We start from the raw sequence: 15,337 nt of genomic DNA on the forward strand, positions 1-15,337 counted from the left end.
GATGCTGACGAACGCCGCGCTCGCAGGCCTCGCCGAAACACTCCGCAAAAGCCGCGGCATCGCCGCCAAGGCCGACATCGCGGCTGTTGCGGCCGCGCTCGATCTGTCCGGCAGCGACGCCATCGCGGTGGGCGACGATTGCGCGGCGATCCCGGAGGGCGACGGCTACACCCTGTTCGCCATCGAAGGCTTCATGAACGAATTCGTCGCTGCCGATCCCTGGTTTGCGGGCTGGTGCGGCGCCATGGTCAACATCTCGGACGTCGCTGCGATGGGCGGACGGCCGACGGCCATCGTCAATGCAATCTGGTCCAATGGTGCGGACAAGGCCGCGCCCATTCTGGAAGGATTGAAGGCTGCCGCGAGAACTTTCGGTGTGCCCGTCATCGGCGGCCACACTAATGTGCGCAGCAGCCAGAGCCAGTTTGCTGTCGCGATCCTAGGCCGCGCCAGCCGGCTTCTCACCAGCTTCGACGCCAGGCCCGGCGACAAGCTGATCGCCGCCATCGATCTACGCGGCCGTTACCGGGATCCCTTCGCGAACTGGGAGGCGGCGACCGACGCGCCGGCGGAACGGCTGCGCGGCGATCTTGAGATCCTGCCATCCATCGCAGAAGCGGGGCTTGCATTGGCAGCCAAGGACATCAGCCAGGGTGGCATTGTCGGGACCGCGGCGATGCTGGCCGAGTGCTCGCAGGTCGCCATCACCCTGGACGTCGAAGCGGTTCCGATTCCTGCCGGTGCGCCGCTCGAGCGCTGGCTGCTGACGTTCCCGAGCTTCGGTTATCTGCTGTCGGCCAAGCCCGACGACGTCGACGAGATCCTGTCGCGCTTCCAGCGACGCGGAATTGCGGCGGCCGCGATCGGCGACGTCAGTGCCGGAACGAGCGTCGACATCAGCGCTGGTTCCCGTCGTGCAACCGTCTGGGACTTCTCGGCGCAGCCGCTGATCGGATGTGCGCCTGGGCAGGGCTATCGGCAGCGGAGCGTGGCATGAGTGGCGACTCGTCCCAGCTTCGCATCGCGGTCCTCACGCACTCGACCAATCCGCGGGGCGGCGTGGTGCACGCGCTCGCACTCGCGGACGCCCTTGCAGACCTCGGACATCTGCCGGTCGTGCATGCGCCCGACCCCGCAGGCAAGGGCTTCTTCCGCCGCGGTGTCGCTGCGACGCGGTCCGTGCCTGCATCGCCCGCCTCAGGCGACGTCGTCGCCATGGTCGAGGCGCGCATCGATGATTATGTCCGGCATTTCGAGGATCCTGCGCATCGTCGGTTCGACGTCTTCCATGCCCAGGACGGCATCTCCGGCAATGCGCTCGCGACGCTCAAACAGCGCGGCCTGATCCAGCACTATGCCCGCACCGTCCATCACATCGATGCCTTCGCTGACCAGCGGCTCAGCGTGCTCGATCGTCGCTCCATCATCCAAGCCGACGGCCTGTTCGTCGTCAGCCGGTTCTGGCAGGAGCAGTTGAAGTCCGAGATGTCACGCGCGGCGGCGCTGGTCGGCAATGGCGTCGACACGCTGCGCTATTCGCCCGTCGCGGCTCCTGCCGATCAGCTATTGCACGCCCGGCTCGGCCTTCGCGCAGGCCCGATCCTGCTCTCCATCGGCGGTGTCGAGCAGCGCAAGAACACGCTCGGGATCGTCGAGGCGTTCCGGCAGGTGCATGCCGTGCACCGATCCGCACAGCTCGTCATCGCCGGTGGTGCGTCTCTGCTCGACCATGGCTTCTATCGACAACAGTTCAAGTCGCGGCTGCGCGATGCCGGGCTGCCTGCGGATGCCATCATCGAGACCGGTCCGCTGCCGGATGCCGAGATGCCATCGCTGTTTCGTCTTGCCGATGTGCTGCTGTTCCCGTCCCTGCGCGAAGGCTTCGGCCTGGCCGTTCTGGAAGCGATGGCCAGTCGCGTGCCGGCGGTTGTCTCGCATGTCGCGCCTTTCACCGAATATCTCGGCGCGGATGATGTTGCGTGGTGCGATCCGCATCATCCGGGTTCGATTGCGGATGCTGCCCTCAGTGCGCTCGCCGAACCGTTGCGCTCGCGCCTGATCGCGAATGGCGCCAGGGTCGCCCGGCATCACGACTGGAGCCGCACCGCCATGGCCCATATGGCGACCTATCAGGAGATGCGAGAGGTGCATTATGCCTGAGATGCACTTCCACGTGCGCTGGCCCGATGAGCGGGTCGAGGCCTGCTATTCGCCCTCGCTCGTCATCAAGGACCATTTCGTCGCCGGCACGACCTATGCGCTCGACGACTTTCGCGAGCGCAGCCGCATTGCATTGACGATCGCAGCCGAGCGTGTCCGCGAGAAGTACGGCTTCCTCTGCTCGCGTGCGCTCGGGCAACTCGCCCGGATCGAGGCGACGGCCGCGCAGTTCGAGACCACGCCCGGCGCGTCCGTCACCATCGTCTCGTTTGGAGACTAGCAGGAGCTGATCATGTCCGACCTTCACACTCACTATCCGGTCGTCGTGATCGGCGGCGGCCAGGCCGGCCTTGCGATGAGCGCGCAACTGAAAGCGCGTGGCATCGAGCATGTCGTCCTGGAGAAAAACACCATCGCGCATTCCTGGAAGACGCAGCGGTGGGACGCCTTTTGCCTGGTGACGCCGAACTGGCAGTGCAAGCTTCCGGGATTTCCCTATGCCGGCAGCGATCCGCACGGTTTCATGCTGCGCGACGAGATCGTCTCCTACATCGAGGATTTTGCCAGGCACATCGATGCGCCGGTCCGTGAAGGCGTCGCCGTCACACGCCTCAGCAAATCCAGTCGCGGCTTCATGGTCGAGACGAACCTAGGCGAGACCGCTGCTGACAGCGTCGTGCTGGCCGTCAGCGGATATCACGTTCCCAAAGTGCTGCCGTTTGCCGACCGGCTCGATCCGTCGATCACGCAGATCCACTCGTCCGCTTACCGCAATCCGGATCAACTGCCGGCGGGCGAGATCCTCGTGGTGGGAAGTGGGCAATCAGGCTGCCAGATCGCGGAAGATTTGCACCTGGCCGGCCGCAAGGTGCATCTCGCCGTCGGCAGCGCGCCGCGGTGCCCGCGCTTCTACCGCGGCCGCGATGCGGTCGACTGGCTCGACGATCTCGGCCAGTACGACCTGCCGGTCGACAAGCATTCGCTGAAAGAGGGCGTTCGCAAGAACGCCAACCATTACCTGACTGGACGGGATGGCGGCCGTGACATCGATCTGCGCAAATTCGCGCTCGAGGGCATGAAGCTCTACGGTCGCCTCAAGGATGGCCGTGGGACGCGCCTGCAGCTTGGCGATGATCTCCAGGTCAATCTTGACAATGCTGACAGGGTCTACAACGGCATCTGCCGCATGATCGACGAGCACATTGCAAGGAACAGGATCGCAGCGCCCGTGATGCCTCATTATGAGCCCGTCTGGTCTCCCACAGCGGTGCCCACGGAGCTCGATCTCGCCGCGAGCGGCGTCACGAGCATCATCTGGACGACCGGCTTTCGGTCCGACTGGTCGTGGGTCGATCTGCCGATGTTCGACGGAACCGGTTATCCTACCCACAAGCGGGGCATCACCTCGGTCGACGGCGCCTATGTAGTCGGCCTGCCGTGGCTCTACACCTGGGGCTCGGGCCGGTTCGTCGGCATCGGGCGTGATGCAGAGTTCGTCGCAAACCACATCGAGGAGCGATCGAGCGCATCGGACTCCGGTGCGTATCAAGCAGGCGCTCGCGAGCAATATGCAGCGAGCGCAGCCGTGTAGGCTCCTCGCCCTAAACCGCCGCCCGCGTGTTGAGATAGATCGAATACAGCGAGGTTTGTCCGCAGATATAGAGGCGGTTGCGGCGCGGGCCGCCGAAGCAGACATTGGCGACGATCTCGCCGATCGGGATCGTGCCGATGTGGGCTCCGTCAGGCGCGTAGCAGAACACGCTGCGGCCGGCCGACGTCCAGACGTTGCCGTGGATGTCGACGCGGAAACCGTCATAGAGCCCGTCGGGGCAGGTGGCGAACAGCGCGGCTTCTCCTAGGCTCTGTCCCTTGACCTCATAGGACCAGATCGTCGGAGGCAGCCCGCGCACATGCGTTGCGCCGGTGTCGGCGACATAGAGCTTCGTCTCGTCCGGCGAGAAGGCGAGGCCATTCGGCTGCACCCGGTCGGACACGACGCGCGTGATGGCACCTGAGCCGCCATCGATCCGATAGACGTTGGAGGCGCCGATCTCGGACGGGCTTTGCTGGCCCTCATAATCGCTGTCGATGCCGTAGGTCGGATCGGAGAACCAGATCGAATTGTCCGACTTGACCACGGCGTCGTTGGGTGAATTCAGCCGGTGGCCCTCGAACGCATCGGCCAATACCGTGATCGAGCCGTCATGCTCGGTCCGGGTGACGCGCCGCATGAAATGCTCGCAAGTGACGAGCCGTCCCTGGCGGTCGGTGGTGTTGCCGTTGGAATTGAAGCTCGGCGAGCGAAACACCGACACCGATCCGTCGGTCTCGTCGAACCGCATCATCCGGTTGTTCGGGATGTCGGACCAGATGAGGTAGCGCCCGGCCGGAAAATAGGCGGGGCCCTCGGCCCAGCGGCAATCGCCGTTGGTGAGCTTCTCGAGATTGACATGGCCGAAGACCAGCCGATCGAAGCGGGGATCGTGGGCGACATAGGGGAGCATGCGTCCTCCTTGATGAGCCGCAGATTCTTGGGGGGCCTGCGTGCGCTCGTTACTTTGATCGACCCCGACAATTTTGCAAGCGTGCTTCGCCTTGAGGGTCCAAAAACGAAATGCCCGGGAGGGGGCCCGGGCATCGCGCATGTGATCGGCGTTGGGCCTGTTACTGCGACAACTTCACGAAGTTCGGAAACTTCAGCTTGCCTTCCGCGATCTTCTCCGGCCAGACCACGACCTGCTTCTCGTCCTGCCATTGGAAAACCAGGCCGGTCACGAAGCCGGGGCCGGACTTGATGCCGTGGGTGAACTCGTCGTCCTTGCCGTAGAACTGAATCCTGCCGATCGTGCCTTCGTAGTCGGTCTTCTCCAGCTCGGTGACCATCTTGTCGGGGTCGGTCGATCCCGCGCGCTTGATCGCATCGGTGATCATGTAGACCTCGTCGTAGGCGGTGTAGCCGGTATAGGCCGGCGGCGAGCCGAACTTGGCCTTGAACGCGGCCGCGAACGGCTTGGTCTTCGAGGTCACGGCGACGTCGGCCGTTGACACCGCGAACGACGGCACGCCGTCGGCGGCGCCGTTGGTGTCCTTCCAGAAGGTCGGGCTCAGCGCCTGCGCGCTGATGCCGAACATCGGGATCGGCACCTGCTGGTTCTTCCACTGCACCGTCGGTTGCACGCCGACATGGGAGATGCCCGTCACGATCACGTCCGGCTTCTTGGCTTCGATGTTGTTGAAGATCGGCGTGAAGTCGGTGGTGTCAGGCGAGAAGCGCACATGCTCGACCACCTTCAGGCCGGCCTTGGGCAGGCAGGCCTCGTAGCCGACGTCGAGCGGCTTTGTCCAGGCCGCATCCTCGCTCATGATCGCGACGGTCTTCATGTGCATCTTGTCGACCAGCAGGTCCTTGGCGGCATCGCAGACGATCTGGGCCTGCGCCGCTGAGGTCAGATAGCCGTGGAAGCTGTACTTGTTCTTCTCGTAGTCGTTGTGGATCGCCTTGGTGATCTCGTTCGAGGCGGCGCCCGGCGTGATCAGCGGCATCTTCAGCCGTGCCGCCCAGGGCTCGAGCGCCAGCACGACTTCGGAGATGTAGCTCGCGATCACGGCCGAGACCTTGTCCTCGCTCACTGCGCGCTGGAACGCGCGTACCGAGTCGGCCGAGGAGCTCTTGTTGTCATAGGTGACGATCTCGATCTTGCGGCCGAGGATGCCGCCCTTGGCGTTGATCTCGTCGGCGGCGATCTGTGCGCCGCCCGGCGTTGCGGCCCCCGCGATCGACTGCACCTCGGCGACGACGCCGATCTTGATCGGGTCGTTCGACTGCGCGTAGGCGGGCGCGGCGAGGCACAGCGCCAGCGCGGAGGTGACGAGGACAGAGCCGAGAGCCGTCGATGATCGCATGGTCGTTTCCCTTTCGTTTCTTGTTGATACGCGCGACTTAGAGGAAATCGGCACCGGCCTCGCTCGCGAAGCGGCCGGGATCGCCCTCCCAGACGATCCTGGCGTGCTCCAGCACATAGACGCGGTCGGCATGCGGCAATGCGAAGGTCACGTTCTGCTCGCCGAGCAGTACGGTGATCGAGGTGGTCTGGCGCAGCTTCTCCAGCGCCTTGGACAAGAGTTCGAGGATGACGGGAGCAAGGCCCAGCGTCGGCTCGTCCAGGATCAGGATCTGCGGCTGCATCATCAAGGCGCGTCCGATCGCCAGCATCTGCTGTTCGCCGCCGGAAAGCGTCTGGGCCATCTGGCCCTGGCGCTCTTTCAGGATCGGGAACAGCTCGAACAGCCAGGCGAGCTGCTTTGCCCTTGCGTCGTCGTCGAGGTGCTGGCCGCCGAGATCGAGGTTTTCCCGCACCGTCATCTCGCCGAACAGCTCTCGCGATTCAGGGCACTGCACGAGGCCGCTACGGGCGATCCTGGCCGGGCTCGTGCCACGCAGCTTCTCGCCGCCGCGGATGATCTCGCCGGTGTAGGGCAGGAAGCCCGAGATGGTGTTGAACAGCGTGGTCTTGCCGGCGCCGTTGAGGCCGACGATCGAGACGAACTCGCCTTCGTGGATGTGGATCGAGACGTTCTCCAGCGCCTGCGCCTTGCCATAATGCACGCTGACATTCTCGACCTGGAGCAGCGGCACCTTGTCCTTGAAGCTGGTCTCTGGCCGCGCATGGGTCTCGATCGCGCCGCCGAGATAGACCCGGCGCACGGTCTCGTTCTTCATGACGTCGTCGGCCTTGCCGGTGACGATCTCCTCGCCGAGATACATCGCGAGCACGCGGTCGACCAGCGCCGCGACGCTCTTGACGTTGTGATCGACCAGCATCACCGCGCGGCCCTCATCGCGAAAGCTGCGGATGAGGTCGGAGAACACGTCGACCTCGGCGCGGGTCAATCCAGCAAAGGGCTCGTCGACCAGCACCACCTTGGGATCGCGCGCGATCGCCTTGGCGAGCTCGAGCCGACGCAGATCGGCGAAAGGCAGCGTCGGCGGGCGGCGGTTCATGACGCTGCCGAGGCCGACACGGTCGGCGATCCATTTGGCGCGCTCGACCAGCGCCTTGTCCGGAAACAGCATGAACAGGCTGTCCGGCAGCAGCGCCACCATGATGTTCTCCAGCACCGTCTGCCGGTTCAGCGGCCGCGAGTGCTGGAACACCATGCCGAAGCCTTTGCGCGCGATCTTGTGCGCGGGCAGGCCTGCCACATTCTCCCCTTCGAAGATCACGTCGCCCGCGGTCGGGCGCTCGATGCCCATCACGCTCTTCATCGCGGTGGACTTGCCCGAGCCGTTCGGTCCGATCAGGCCAAAGATCTCGCCGCTGTTGACCTCGAAGCCGAGGTTCTTCACCGCGGTCAATCCGCCGAAGCGTTTGGTGAGGCCGCGGACTTCGAGCACGGGCCGGTTGGAAAGCCTCTGATCCATTACGAGCGAGCCTCGCGCGAGAGGGCCGCCCCTAAGAAGCCGCCGGGGAAGAACAGGACGACGAGCAGGGCGACTGCGGAGACGATGAAGGTCGCAAGCTCGCCGGTCGGGCGCAAAAATTCGCCGGCGACGATCAGGAAGATCGCGCCCAGCGCCGCGCCGAGCACCGTGCGCCTTCCGCCGAGCACGGCCGAGACGATCACGTTGACGCCGACCGCGACGTCGACGACGGTGCCGACCGAGGCGGTGCCGAAGTAGAACACCAGCAGCGCGCCCGACAGCCCCGAGAAGAACGCGCTGACGATGAAGGCCGCGAGCTTGTGCTTGACGATGTTGAAGCCGAGCGCGCCGGCCTGCACCGGATCCTGGCCGCTGGCTTGCAGCACGAGGCCGACCGGCGATTGCGACAGGCCGTAGAGGATCGCCGCCGAGATCGTCATGAAGCCGAGGGCGATCCAGTAATTGGCGCCGGCGTTGATGGTGATGACGTCGGGGATGGTGAGGCCGATCTCGCCGCCGGTGAGATCCGCAAACACGACGACGAAGTTTTGCAGCATCAAGACCGCGACCAGCGTGGTCAGGCCGAAATACGGCCCGCGCACGCGCAGCGCCGGCAGCGCCAGCACGAGGCCGGCGACGACCGAGGCGAGCGCGCCGAGCACGATGCAGAGATAGACCGACCAGCCGAACTGCGCATTGAGGATGCCGGCGGTGTAGGCGCCGACGCCGATCAGGAAGGTCGGGCCGAAATTGACCTCGCCCGCGAAGCCGAACAGCAGGTCCCAGGCCATCGCGAACACGCCGAAATAGAACGCGACGGTGAGAAGGCCGAGCACATAGCCGGAGACATAGAGCGGCAGCGTCGCCGCGACGATCACGAGCGCCAGCGAGACGAAGAACAGGCGCGAGGTAAAGAAACCAGCCATCTCAGCGCCTCCCCAGAAGGCCCTGGGGCCGGATGTACATCACGAACACGAGCAACAAGAGCGCCGGAATGGTGCGATAGGCGGGCGAGACCAGATAGGCCGTGAGCGTTTCGAGATAACCGACCACGAAGGCCGCGATCAACGAGCCGGAGACGCTGCCAAGGCCGCCGAGCACCACGATCGAGAACGCGCTCGCGGTCAACGGCCCCACGCTGTAGGAGCTGACGCCGAGGAACATGCCGAGCAGCACGCCGGCAATGCCGGCGAGGATGCCGTAGATGGCCCAGACCACGATGTAGATGTTGGTGAGCTCGAGCCCGAGCAGCGTCACGCCGCGCGGGTTCATCGAGGCCGCCAGCACCGCCTTGCCGGTGCGGGTGCGGTTCACCAAGAGCCACAACAGGGCGATGACGAGGCAGCACACGATGGCGGTGAAAATCTCGTTCTGAGGCGTGCGCACGCCGAGGATGTCGACGACGCCTTCGACGATCGGCAGCACCGTCTTGGCGTTGTTGGTGAAGAAATAGGCGATCAGCTCCTGGATCATGATGCCCCAGAGCAGCGTTCCCGTCAGGACGAAGATCTCCTTCTCCTCATTCGGGATGCGCCGGGAATCCTGGATCGGCTTCACGACGGCGAAGTAAGTCAGGAAAGCGGTGAGGAGGGCGACGCCGACGCCGACAAGTGCGCCGGCATAAGTGCCGACGCCCAGAATGCTCGCGGCGGCCCAGGCCGCCACCGCTGCCGCCACCATGATGGCGCCGTGGGAGAGGTTGAGCACGCCGGAGACGCCGAAGATCAGTGTGAAGCCCGTGGCACCGAGAGCGTAGAGAGCGCTGATGGCAAAGCCATCGATCAGAATCTGGAAGGCTCGCATTGATGGTTGGCAATCCGCTCTATGAGCTGGCAGTCAGGCTGCCGCTTTGAGGAAAGGTGCAGCGCCGCAAGTGGAAGCTCCCGGGACGTGGTCCCGGGAGCAATTCCGATCAGTTGCTGAGCTTGATGAAGCTCGGGAACTTGATGTCGGCCTTGGCGACGTCCTTGGGCCAGACCGCGATCTGCTTGCCGTCCTGCCATTGCAGCATCAGCCCGGTGATCAGGCCCTTGCCGTATTTGATCGAGTGCGTGAACGGATCGTCCTTGCCGTAGAACTGGACGCGGCCGATCGTGCCTTCCCAGTCGGTCTTCTCCAGCGCGTCGACCAGCTTGTCGGCGTCGGTCGAGCCGCCGCGCTTCACCGCGTCCGCGATGTAATAGACCTCGTCATAGGCGGTGTAGCCGGCATAGGAGGGATAGTTGCCGAACTTCTTCCTGAAGTTTTCCGCGAACGGAACCGACTTCGGCGTCACCGCGACGCCGGGCCCGGAGACGCCCTGATAGAGCACGCCTTCGGCGGCCTGGTTGGTGTCCTTGCCGAAGGTTTCGTTGGTGGCCTGCGAGGAGATGCCGAACATCGGGATCGGCACCTGCTGGTTCTTCCACTGCACCGTCGGCTGCACGCCGACATGGGAGATGCCGGTGATGATCACGTCGGGCTTGGCGCCCTCGATCTTGTTGAAGATCGGGGTGAAGTCGGTGGTGTCGGGCGAGAAGCGGATGTGGTCGAGCACCTTCAGCCCGATCTTGGGCAGGCATTCCTCGTAGCCGACATCGAGCGGCTTGGTCCAGGCGGCGTCCTCGCTCATGATGACCGCCGTCTTCATGTGCATCTTGTCGACGAGCAGGTCCTTGGCGCCGTCGCAGACGGAGAGAGCCAATGCCGCCGAGGTCAGGTAGCCGTGGAAGGTGTACTTGTTCTTCTCGTATTCGGCGTGGACGCTCTTGCTGATCTCGTTGGAGGCCGCGCCCGGCGTGACGAACGGCGTCTTGAGCCGCGATGCCCACGGCTCCAGCGCCAGCACGACTTCGCTGATGTAGCTGGCGATGACGATATTGACCTTGTCCTCGTTCACTGCGCGCTGGAACGCGCGCACCGAGTCGGCCGAGGAGGAGTGATTGTCGTAGCCGATGATCTCGATCTTGCGGCCGTCGACGCCGCCGCCGGCATTGATCTCGTCGGCGGCGAGCTGAGCCGCCTGCGGGATCGATGCGCCGGCAATCGCCTGCGCTTCCGCGATGACGCCAATCTTGATCGGATCGGCCGCAAAGGCCGTACCTGAGGCTGCCAACAACGCGCCCGCCGCGGCCGCACCAAACGCACTTCGCAATGCACCAGAGAGTGCCTTATTCATATTGTTCTCTCCCTTGAACCAAGCTTCTTTGAGCTATTACGTCCGGACTATACCGGCGAGAGAATCCTCGGCAAGTGAAACTGTATTCAGGGGTGTACGATGGGGACTAAAGTCTAGCTGCGCAAATATCGGGCAGGCGCAGCGTTATTCCGCACGCAGACATGCAGATTTCGTCGAGGGGCATGCGCAGCCATGCTGGTCGGCAACTCGGCACAAGACAGACAAGATGCTAGCGCGCCTGCAGCAGCGATGGGTCGAGCGGCGCGAGCCGGCCAGGGGCGAATGGTGCGAGGCTCACCTCGCGTGCGACCCCATCCGCGATCAGCTGCGCCAGCGCTTCGCCGGTCGCGGGCGCATTGAGGATGCCCCAGACATTGTGGCCTGTCGCAACATAGAGACCTTCGCTCTGCGGTATGAGGCCGATCAGCGGCAGGCCATCCTCGGTCACGGGCCGGAAGCAGGCCTGCTGCGCGATGATCCTGTCTGGCCGGAACAGCGGTGACAGCCGCTCGCACATGATCTGAAGGCGCGCGATTGCTTCGCGGTCCGGCGTCACCGCTGCCGGATCGAGTGGCAACGGCGCAATGTCGGAGAGCGCGGTGACATGCGTGCTGCCGTCGGCACGCGGAAACACCTCAATCGACACAGTGCCGCCTTCGCTCTCGCACTCCAGGAACAATGCGTCAGCCGGCACGTCTGCTCCCGTATCGTACACGATGCTCGGGCTGCGCTGGCCGTAGACGGCGGGCAGGCTCATCCATTGCGCCGCGAGCAGCGACCACGGTCCCATCGCGATCACGACGGCATCGGCGTCGATGACGTCGCCGCCGACCTCGACGCCCTTCACCTTCATGCCATCGGCGTCGCGCACGATGCCGGTAACGCGTCCCGATCGAAGCTCGGCACCGTTTGCAAGCGCTGCGTTCATCATGCCCGATGTGAATTTGCGGGGATGAACGATGGCCGTTGTCGCTGCCGTGCCGATACGCTGCGTGATGACGACACCATTGCTCAGCCAGTCGAGCTTGGACCGCGTAGTCCGGCGCGCATCGTCGTCGGGTGCGACATAGCCGCTATAGGCGGTCATCGGGCGATAGCCCCAATCGCCCGCGATCCTCTCGGGCAGTTGCGCGTGAAGCGCAAAGCTGCGTCGCGCCAAGGCATCGAGCGGGGTGGCCGCGCACCAGTCGCGCGCCAGAAAGCCGCCGGCCTTGCCGGAGGCCGCGGCCGCTACCTCGGTCCGTTCGACGACGATGACGTCGACGCCATGGCGGCGGAGGAAGTAAGCAGTGCAGGCGCCGATCACGCCGCCGCCGCAGATCACAACGCGCATGGCTTGTTCCCCGATCCGCGCCTACGTTTGCGAAGACAATTTAGCTCGAATAGCGGCGTTCCAGCGCATGTCGTTGTCGATAACGGTCGAGCGCCAGATGGACGAGGCGGGTCAGCAGCTCGCCATACGGCACGCCCGAGGCTTCCATCATCTTCGGATACATGCTGATCGAGGTGAAGCCGGGCAGGGTGTTGATCTCGTTGAAGCAGAATTCGCCGGTTTGCCGGTCGAGGAAGAAATCGACGCGCGCAAGGTCGCTGCATTCGAGCGCGGCGAAGACCTGCACCGCGAGCGCGCGCACGCGCGCCATCTGTTCCGCGTCCAACCGCGCCGGAAGATCGACGCGCGCGCCGTCAGGATCGAGATATTTGGCCTCGTAGGAATAGAATTCGTGCTGGGCGTTGGGATTGAGCTCGCTGGCAACGCTCGCAAACAGCGTCTCGCCCTCGAGCACGGCGACCTCGATCTCGCGGGCGTCGATGCCCTGCTCGACCAGCACCTTGAGATCATAGCGAAACGCGTCATCGAGCGCGGGCCCAAGCGCATCCCATGTCTTCACCTTGTGGATGCCGACACTGGAGCCCATGTTGCACGGCTTGACGAACACGGGCAGGCTTAGGCCCTCGACGGCGCTCACGAGAGACGCAGCGCGATCGGTGACAAAGGCTTTGCGCGTCAGCACGCGATAGGGCGCCACCGGAACGCCGGCGAATTGCGCGAGCCGCTTGGCGACATCCTTGTCCATGCTGACGGCCGAGGCGAGAACGCCCGATCCGACATAGGCAATATCGGCGAGCTCCAGCAGGCCCTGCACGGTGCCGTCCTCGCACAGCGGGCCGTGCATGACCGGAAACACCACGTCGATCGCGATCGGGCCGCCAGCGCCTTCGACGACAGGCATGAGAACGCCGCGTCCGTCAGTGCCTCTGGCGAGCCGCATCTCGGGCGCACCGGACAGGATCGGCAGCGAGGCCTGCGCCGGGTCGATCGCCGACAGATCGTTCCATTGCCACCGGCCGGTCTTGTCGATGGAAACAGGGATCACCTCGAAGCGCGCACGGTCGAGATGCCGAAGCACGGAGGCGGCGGATTTCAGCGAGACCTCGTGCTCGCCGGACCTGCCGCCATAGAGAACAACGACGCGAATTTTCTCTGCCATGGCTCAATTATCACGCGCGGTATCGGGAAGTCACCTCTCTTGCATCCATCTTCACACGTCGATGAAGAACATTCAAAACGAGGCGGCGCCGGCGGGAACGCCGGCGCCCCATAGCAATTCAGCTCACACCGGCTCAGCCGGGCCCCGCGCCTTGCGTTGCCGTGTACACCGCGTAGAGCGACTGGCTCGCGGCCATGAACAGGCGGTTGCGCTTGGGGCCGCCGAAGGTGATGTTGCCGCAGACTTCGGGCAGGCGAATGCGGCCGAGCAGCTTGCCCTCCGGTGACCACACCGTCGCGCCGTTGTAGCCGACTGCGCGACCGGCATTGCTGGAGGCCCAGACATTGCCATTGACGTCGCAGCGCACGCCGTCCGGCCCGCACTTCACGCCGTCAATCATGAAGTCGCTGAACCTCTTCTGGTTCGATAGCTTGTTGTCGCTGCCGACATCGAACACGAAGACTTCGCCCTTGCCGCCGGGGCCGGTGTCGCCGGGGCCCTTGCCGGTCGAGACGACGTAGAGCTTCTTGTAATCGGGCGAGAAGCACAGGCCGTTCGGATCGGGCACCTGATCTTCGGTGACGACGAGATCGACGCGGCCTGAGGGGTCGATGCGATAACAGTTGGTCGGCAGCTCGCGCTTCTTCGGCATGAAGTCCGCCGGCTGGCCGATCCTGGGATTGAGCTTGCCGCCCGAGTCGGGCTCGCCCTCGTAGAGCTGGCCGCCATAGGGCGGATCGGTGAACCAGTAGCTGCCGTCGGGATGGGCGACGACATCGTTCGGCGAGTTCAGCTTCTTGCCGTTATAGTTGTCGCAGAGGATCGTTGCGGTGCCGTCGTTCTCGTAGCGCGTCACCCGGCGGGTGAGATGCTCGCAGGAGAGCTGGCGGCCCTGGAAATCGAACGAATTGCCGTTGCTGTAATTCGACGGCATGCGAAATACGCTGACATGACCGTCATCCTCGCTCCAGCGCATCTGCCGGTTGTTTGGAATGTCGCTCCACAACAGATAGCGGCCTTGCGCACTCCACGCCGGGCCTTCCGCCCACAACACGCCGGTGTAAAGCCGCCTGATCGCGGTGTTGGGCTGCGCGAGATCGTTGAAGGACGGATCGACGGCGATGATGTCGGGGTCCCAGAAATAGGTGGTCGGCGCGCCGCGGGGGCTGAAGTCGCGCGGCGGTGTGGTGATCGTCGTCGGTGGGGCGGCAGGGCCGGTCTGGGCCAGTGCCGTGCCCGTTCCGGCCATCGTGGCCGCGGCACCGATCGCAAAGCCCTGAACCAGCGTTCGTCGTGAAAGCGCAGCATCCTGCTCACGCGTCTGTTGGCGTGTCATTTGCGTCCTCCCGGGTCATCTTGGCTGACCGGTTGATCCGGCCGAGCAAGCGCAAGGTTAGTCCGGTCTGCGGCGGGTTGCGAGAGGAAGGTTCGCATCCTCTGCGCGATGCGCCGAGGTCGAAACATGGCCGCATTGCGGCCGCGCGTGGGCAAGCGACAATGCATTCGCTTTCTGCAGTTCGCAGGAAGCGAGCTTTGGTCATGTCAAGGCTTGACCTCGCACGCGATGCTTCGCAAAAACGTTTGGGGCGCAAGGTCGGAGTTGGTTGTGGGTGTCGTCATACTGATCGTACTGCTCGCGATTGCGTTTGCTGCCGGCTATGTCGTGCGCGATCTGAAGTCTCGCAAACGCCGTGCAGAAGCCCGCCGTTGGACCGACTACGCGCAGCCGGATTGGCTGAACGCCAATGCGCCTGCCAACACCAACGAAGTGACCGCCACCAATCAGATCGCGGGTGCGGCCACCGGCGAGCTTGGTCGGCTTGGACAGATGCTGGATCGCTGGGAGACCAGGGCCCGCGCGCGCCGGGTGGGGTAGGCTAGACGCCCCAGCATTCTGCTCCGCTCATCCGGCTACAAGAACTCGCGTTGCCGACAGGGCAAAACACGCAAGCGCTTGGTCAATCGGTGCGCTTCAAAATATTCCACTTTACCGAAATTCGGATCGACGACGTGGAGAGGGCGCTTGGCTCCATGACCGTGCGACGGCCCGGCTGCATCGTGGCCGTACATCCTTCGCGGCTTTGCATGCGTTGCTTCGCACCTCAG

The 15,337-nt window shown here is 64.4% G+C and carries 14 protein-coding genes; 5 read left to right on the forward strand and 9 right to left on the reverse strand.

The features are described 5' to 3' along the window. Nucleotide 1 precedes the first annotated feature (1 nt). Genes XH91_RS09910 through XH91_RS09925 form a run of 4 tightly spaced genes read left to right on the forward strand, consistent with a single transcriptional unit; the run spans nt 2 to nt 3,751 of the window. Nucleotides 2-997: a sll0787 family AIR synthase-like protein gene (locus XH91_RS09910; protein ID WP_128954783.1), complete on the forward strand. Its 996-nt coding sequence runs from the start codon at nt 2-4 to the stop codon at nt 995-997. After that, nucleotides 994-2,160: an MSMEG_0565 family glycosyltransferase gene (locus XH91_RS09915; protein WP_128950427.1), complete on the forward strand. Its 1,167-nt coding sequence runs from the start codon at nt 994-996 to the stop codon at nt 2,158-2,160. The genes XH91_RS09910 and XH91_RS09915 overlap by 4 nt, the downstream gene beginning before the upstream one ends. Next, nucleotides 2,153-2,440, forward strand: coding sequence for an MSMEG_0570 family nitrogen starvation response protein (locus XH91_RS09920; RefSeq protein WP_128950428.1), 288 nt, complete (start codon nt 2,153-2,155; stop codon nt 2,438-2,440). The genes XH91_RS09915 and XH91_RS09920 overlap by 8 nt, the downstream gene beginning before the upstream one ends. Nucleotides 2,441-2,452: 12 nt before the next feature. Beyond that, entirely contained in the window at nt 2,453-3,751 is a 1,299-nt protein-coding gene (locus tag XH91_RS09925) for an MSMEG_0569 family flavin-dependent oxidoreductase (RefSeq protein WP_128950429.1), read from the forward strand. 10 nt (nt 3,752-3,761) lie between these two features. Here XH91_RS09925 and XH91_RS09930 read toward each other — a convergent pair whose 3' ends face one another. From XH91_RS09930 to XH91_RS09970, 9 genes are all read right to left on the reverse strand, one after another. Next, nucleotides 3,762-4,664, reverse strand: coding sequence for an SMP-30/gluconolactonase/LRE family protein (locus XH91_RS09930; protein WP_128950430.1), 903 nt, complete (start codon nt 4,662-4,664; stop codon nt 3,762-3,764). Between the two features lie 160 nt (nt 4,665-4,824). Further along, entirely contained in the window at nt 4,825-6,063 is a 1,239-nt protein-coding gene (locus tag XH91_RS09935; RefSeq protein ID WP_128950431.1) for an ABC transporter substrate-binding protein, read from the reverse strand. A gap of 37 nt (nt 6,064-6,100) precedes the next feature. Then, nucleotides 6,101-7,582, reverse strand: a complete 1,482-nt coding sequence (locus XH91_RS09940) for an ATP-binding cassette domain-containing protein (protein WP_128950432.1) — start codon at nt 7,580-7,582, stop codon at nt 6,101-6,103. After that, on the reverse strand, nt 7,582-8,508 hold the full coding sequence (locus tag XH91_RS09945; RefSeq protein ID WP_128950433.1) for a branched-chain amino acid ABC transporter permease: 927 nt from the start codon (nt 8,506-8,508) through the stop codon (nt 7,582-7,584). The genes XH91_RS09940 and XH91_RS09945 overlap by 1 nt, the downstream gene beginning before the upstream one ends. Before the next feature lies 1 nt (nt 8,509). Beyond that, nucleotides 8,510-9,385, reverse strand: coding sequence for a branched-chain amino acid ABC transporter permease (locus XH91_RS09950; RefSeq protein ID WP_128950434.1), 876 nt, complete (start codon nt 9,383-9,385; stop codon nt 8,510-8,512). A gap of 109 nt (nt 9,386-9,494) precedes the next feature. Continuing rightward, nucleotides 9,495-10,739 carry an ABC transporter substrate-binding protein gene (locus tag XH91_RS09955; protein ID WP_128950435.1) on the reverse strand — a complete coding sequence of 415 codons (1,245 nt, stop codon included), beginning with the start codon at nt 10,737-10,739 and terminating at the stop codon, nt 9,495-9,497. A 229-nt stretch (nt 10,740-10,968) separates the two neighbouring features. Further along, nucleotides 10,969-12,072 carry an NAD(P)/FAD-dependent oxidoreductase gene (locus tag XH91_RS09960; RefSeq protein WP_128950436.1) on the reverse strand — a complete coding sequence of 368 codons (1,104 nt, stop codon included), beginning with the start codon at nt 12,070-12,072 and terminating at the stop codon, nt 10,969-10,971. Nucleotides 12,073-12,112: 40 nt separating this feature from the next. Then, on the reverse strand, nt 12,113-13,231 hold the full coding sequence (locus XH91_RS09965; protein ID WP_128950437.1) for a D-alanine--D-alanine ligase family protein: 1,119 nt from the start codon (nt 13,229-13,231) through the stop codon (nt 12,113-12,115). A 133-nt stretch (nt 13,232-13,364) separates the two neighbouring features. Next, entirely contained in the window at nt 13,365-14,567 is a 1,203-nt protein-coding gene (locus XH91_RS09970) for an SMP-30/gluconolactonase/LRE family protein (RefSeq protein ID WP_128950438.1), read from the reverse strand. Nucleotides 14,568-14,795: 228 nt separating this feature from the next. Between XH91_RS09970 and XH91_RS09975 the strand changes: the two genes are divergently transcribed. Further along, nucleotides 14,796-15,107, forward strand: coding sequence for a hypothetical protein (locus tag XH91_RS09975; RefSeq protein WP_128954784.1), 312 nt, complete (start codon nt 14,796-14,798; stop codon nt 15,105-15,107). Nucleotides 15,108-15,337 lie beyond the last annotated feature (230 nt).

This window comes from Bradyrhizobium guangzhouense (genome assembly GCF_004114955.1).
Classification (GTDB): domain Bacteria; phylum Pseudomonadota; class Alphaproteobacteria; order Rhizobiales; family Xanthobacteraceae; genus Bradyrhizobium; species Bradyrhizobium guangzhouense.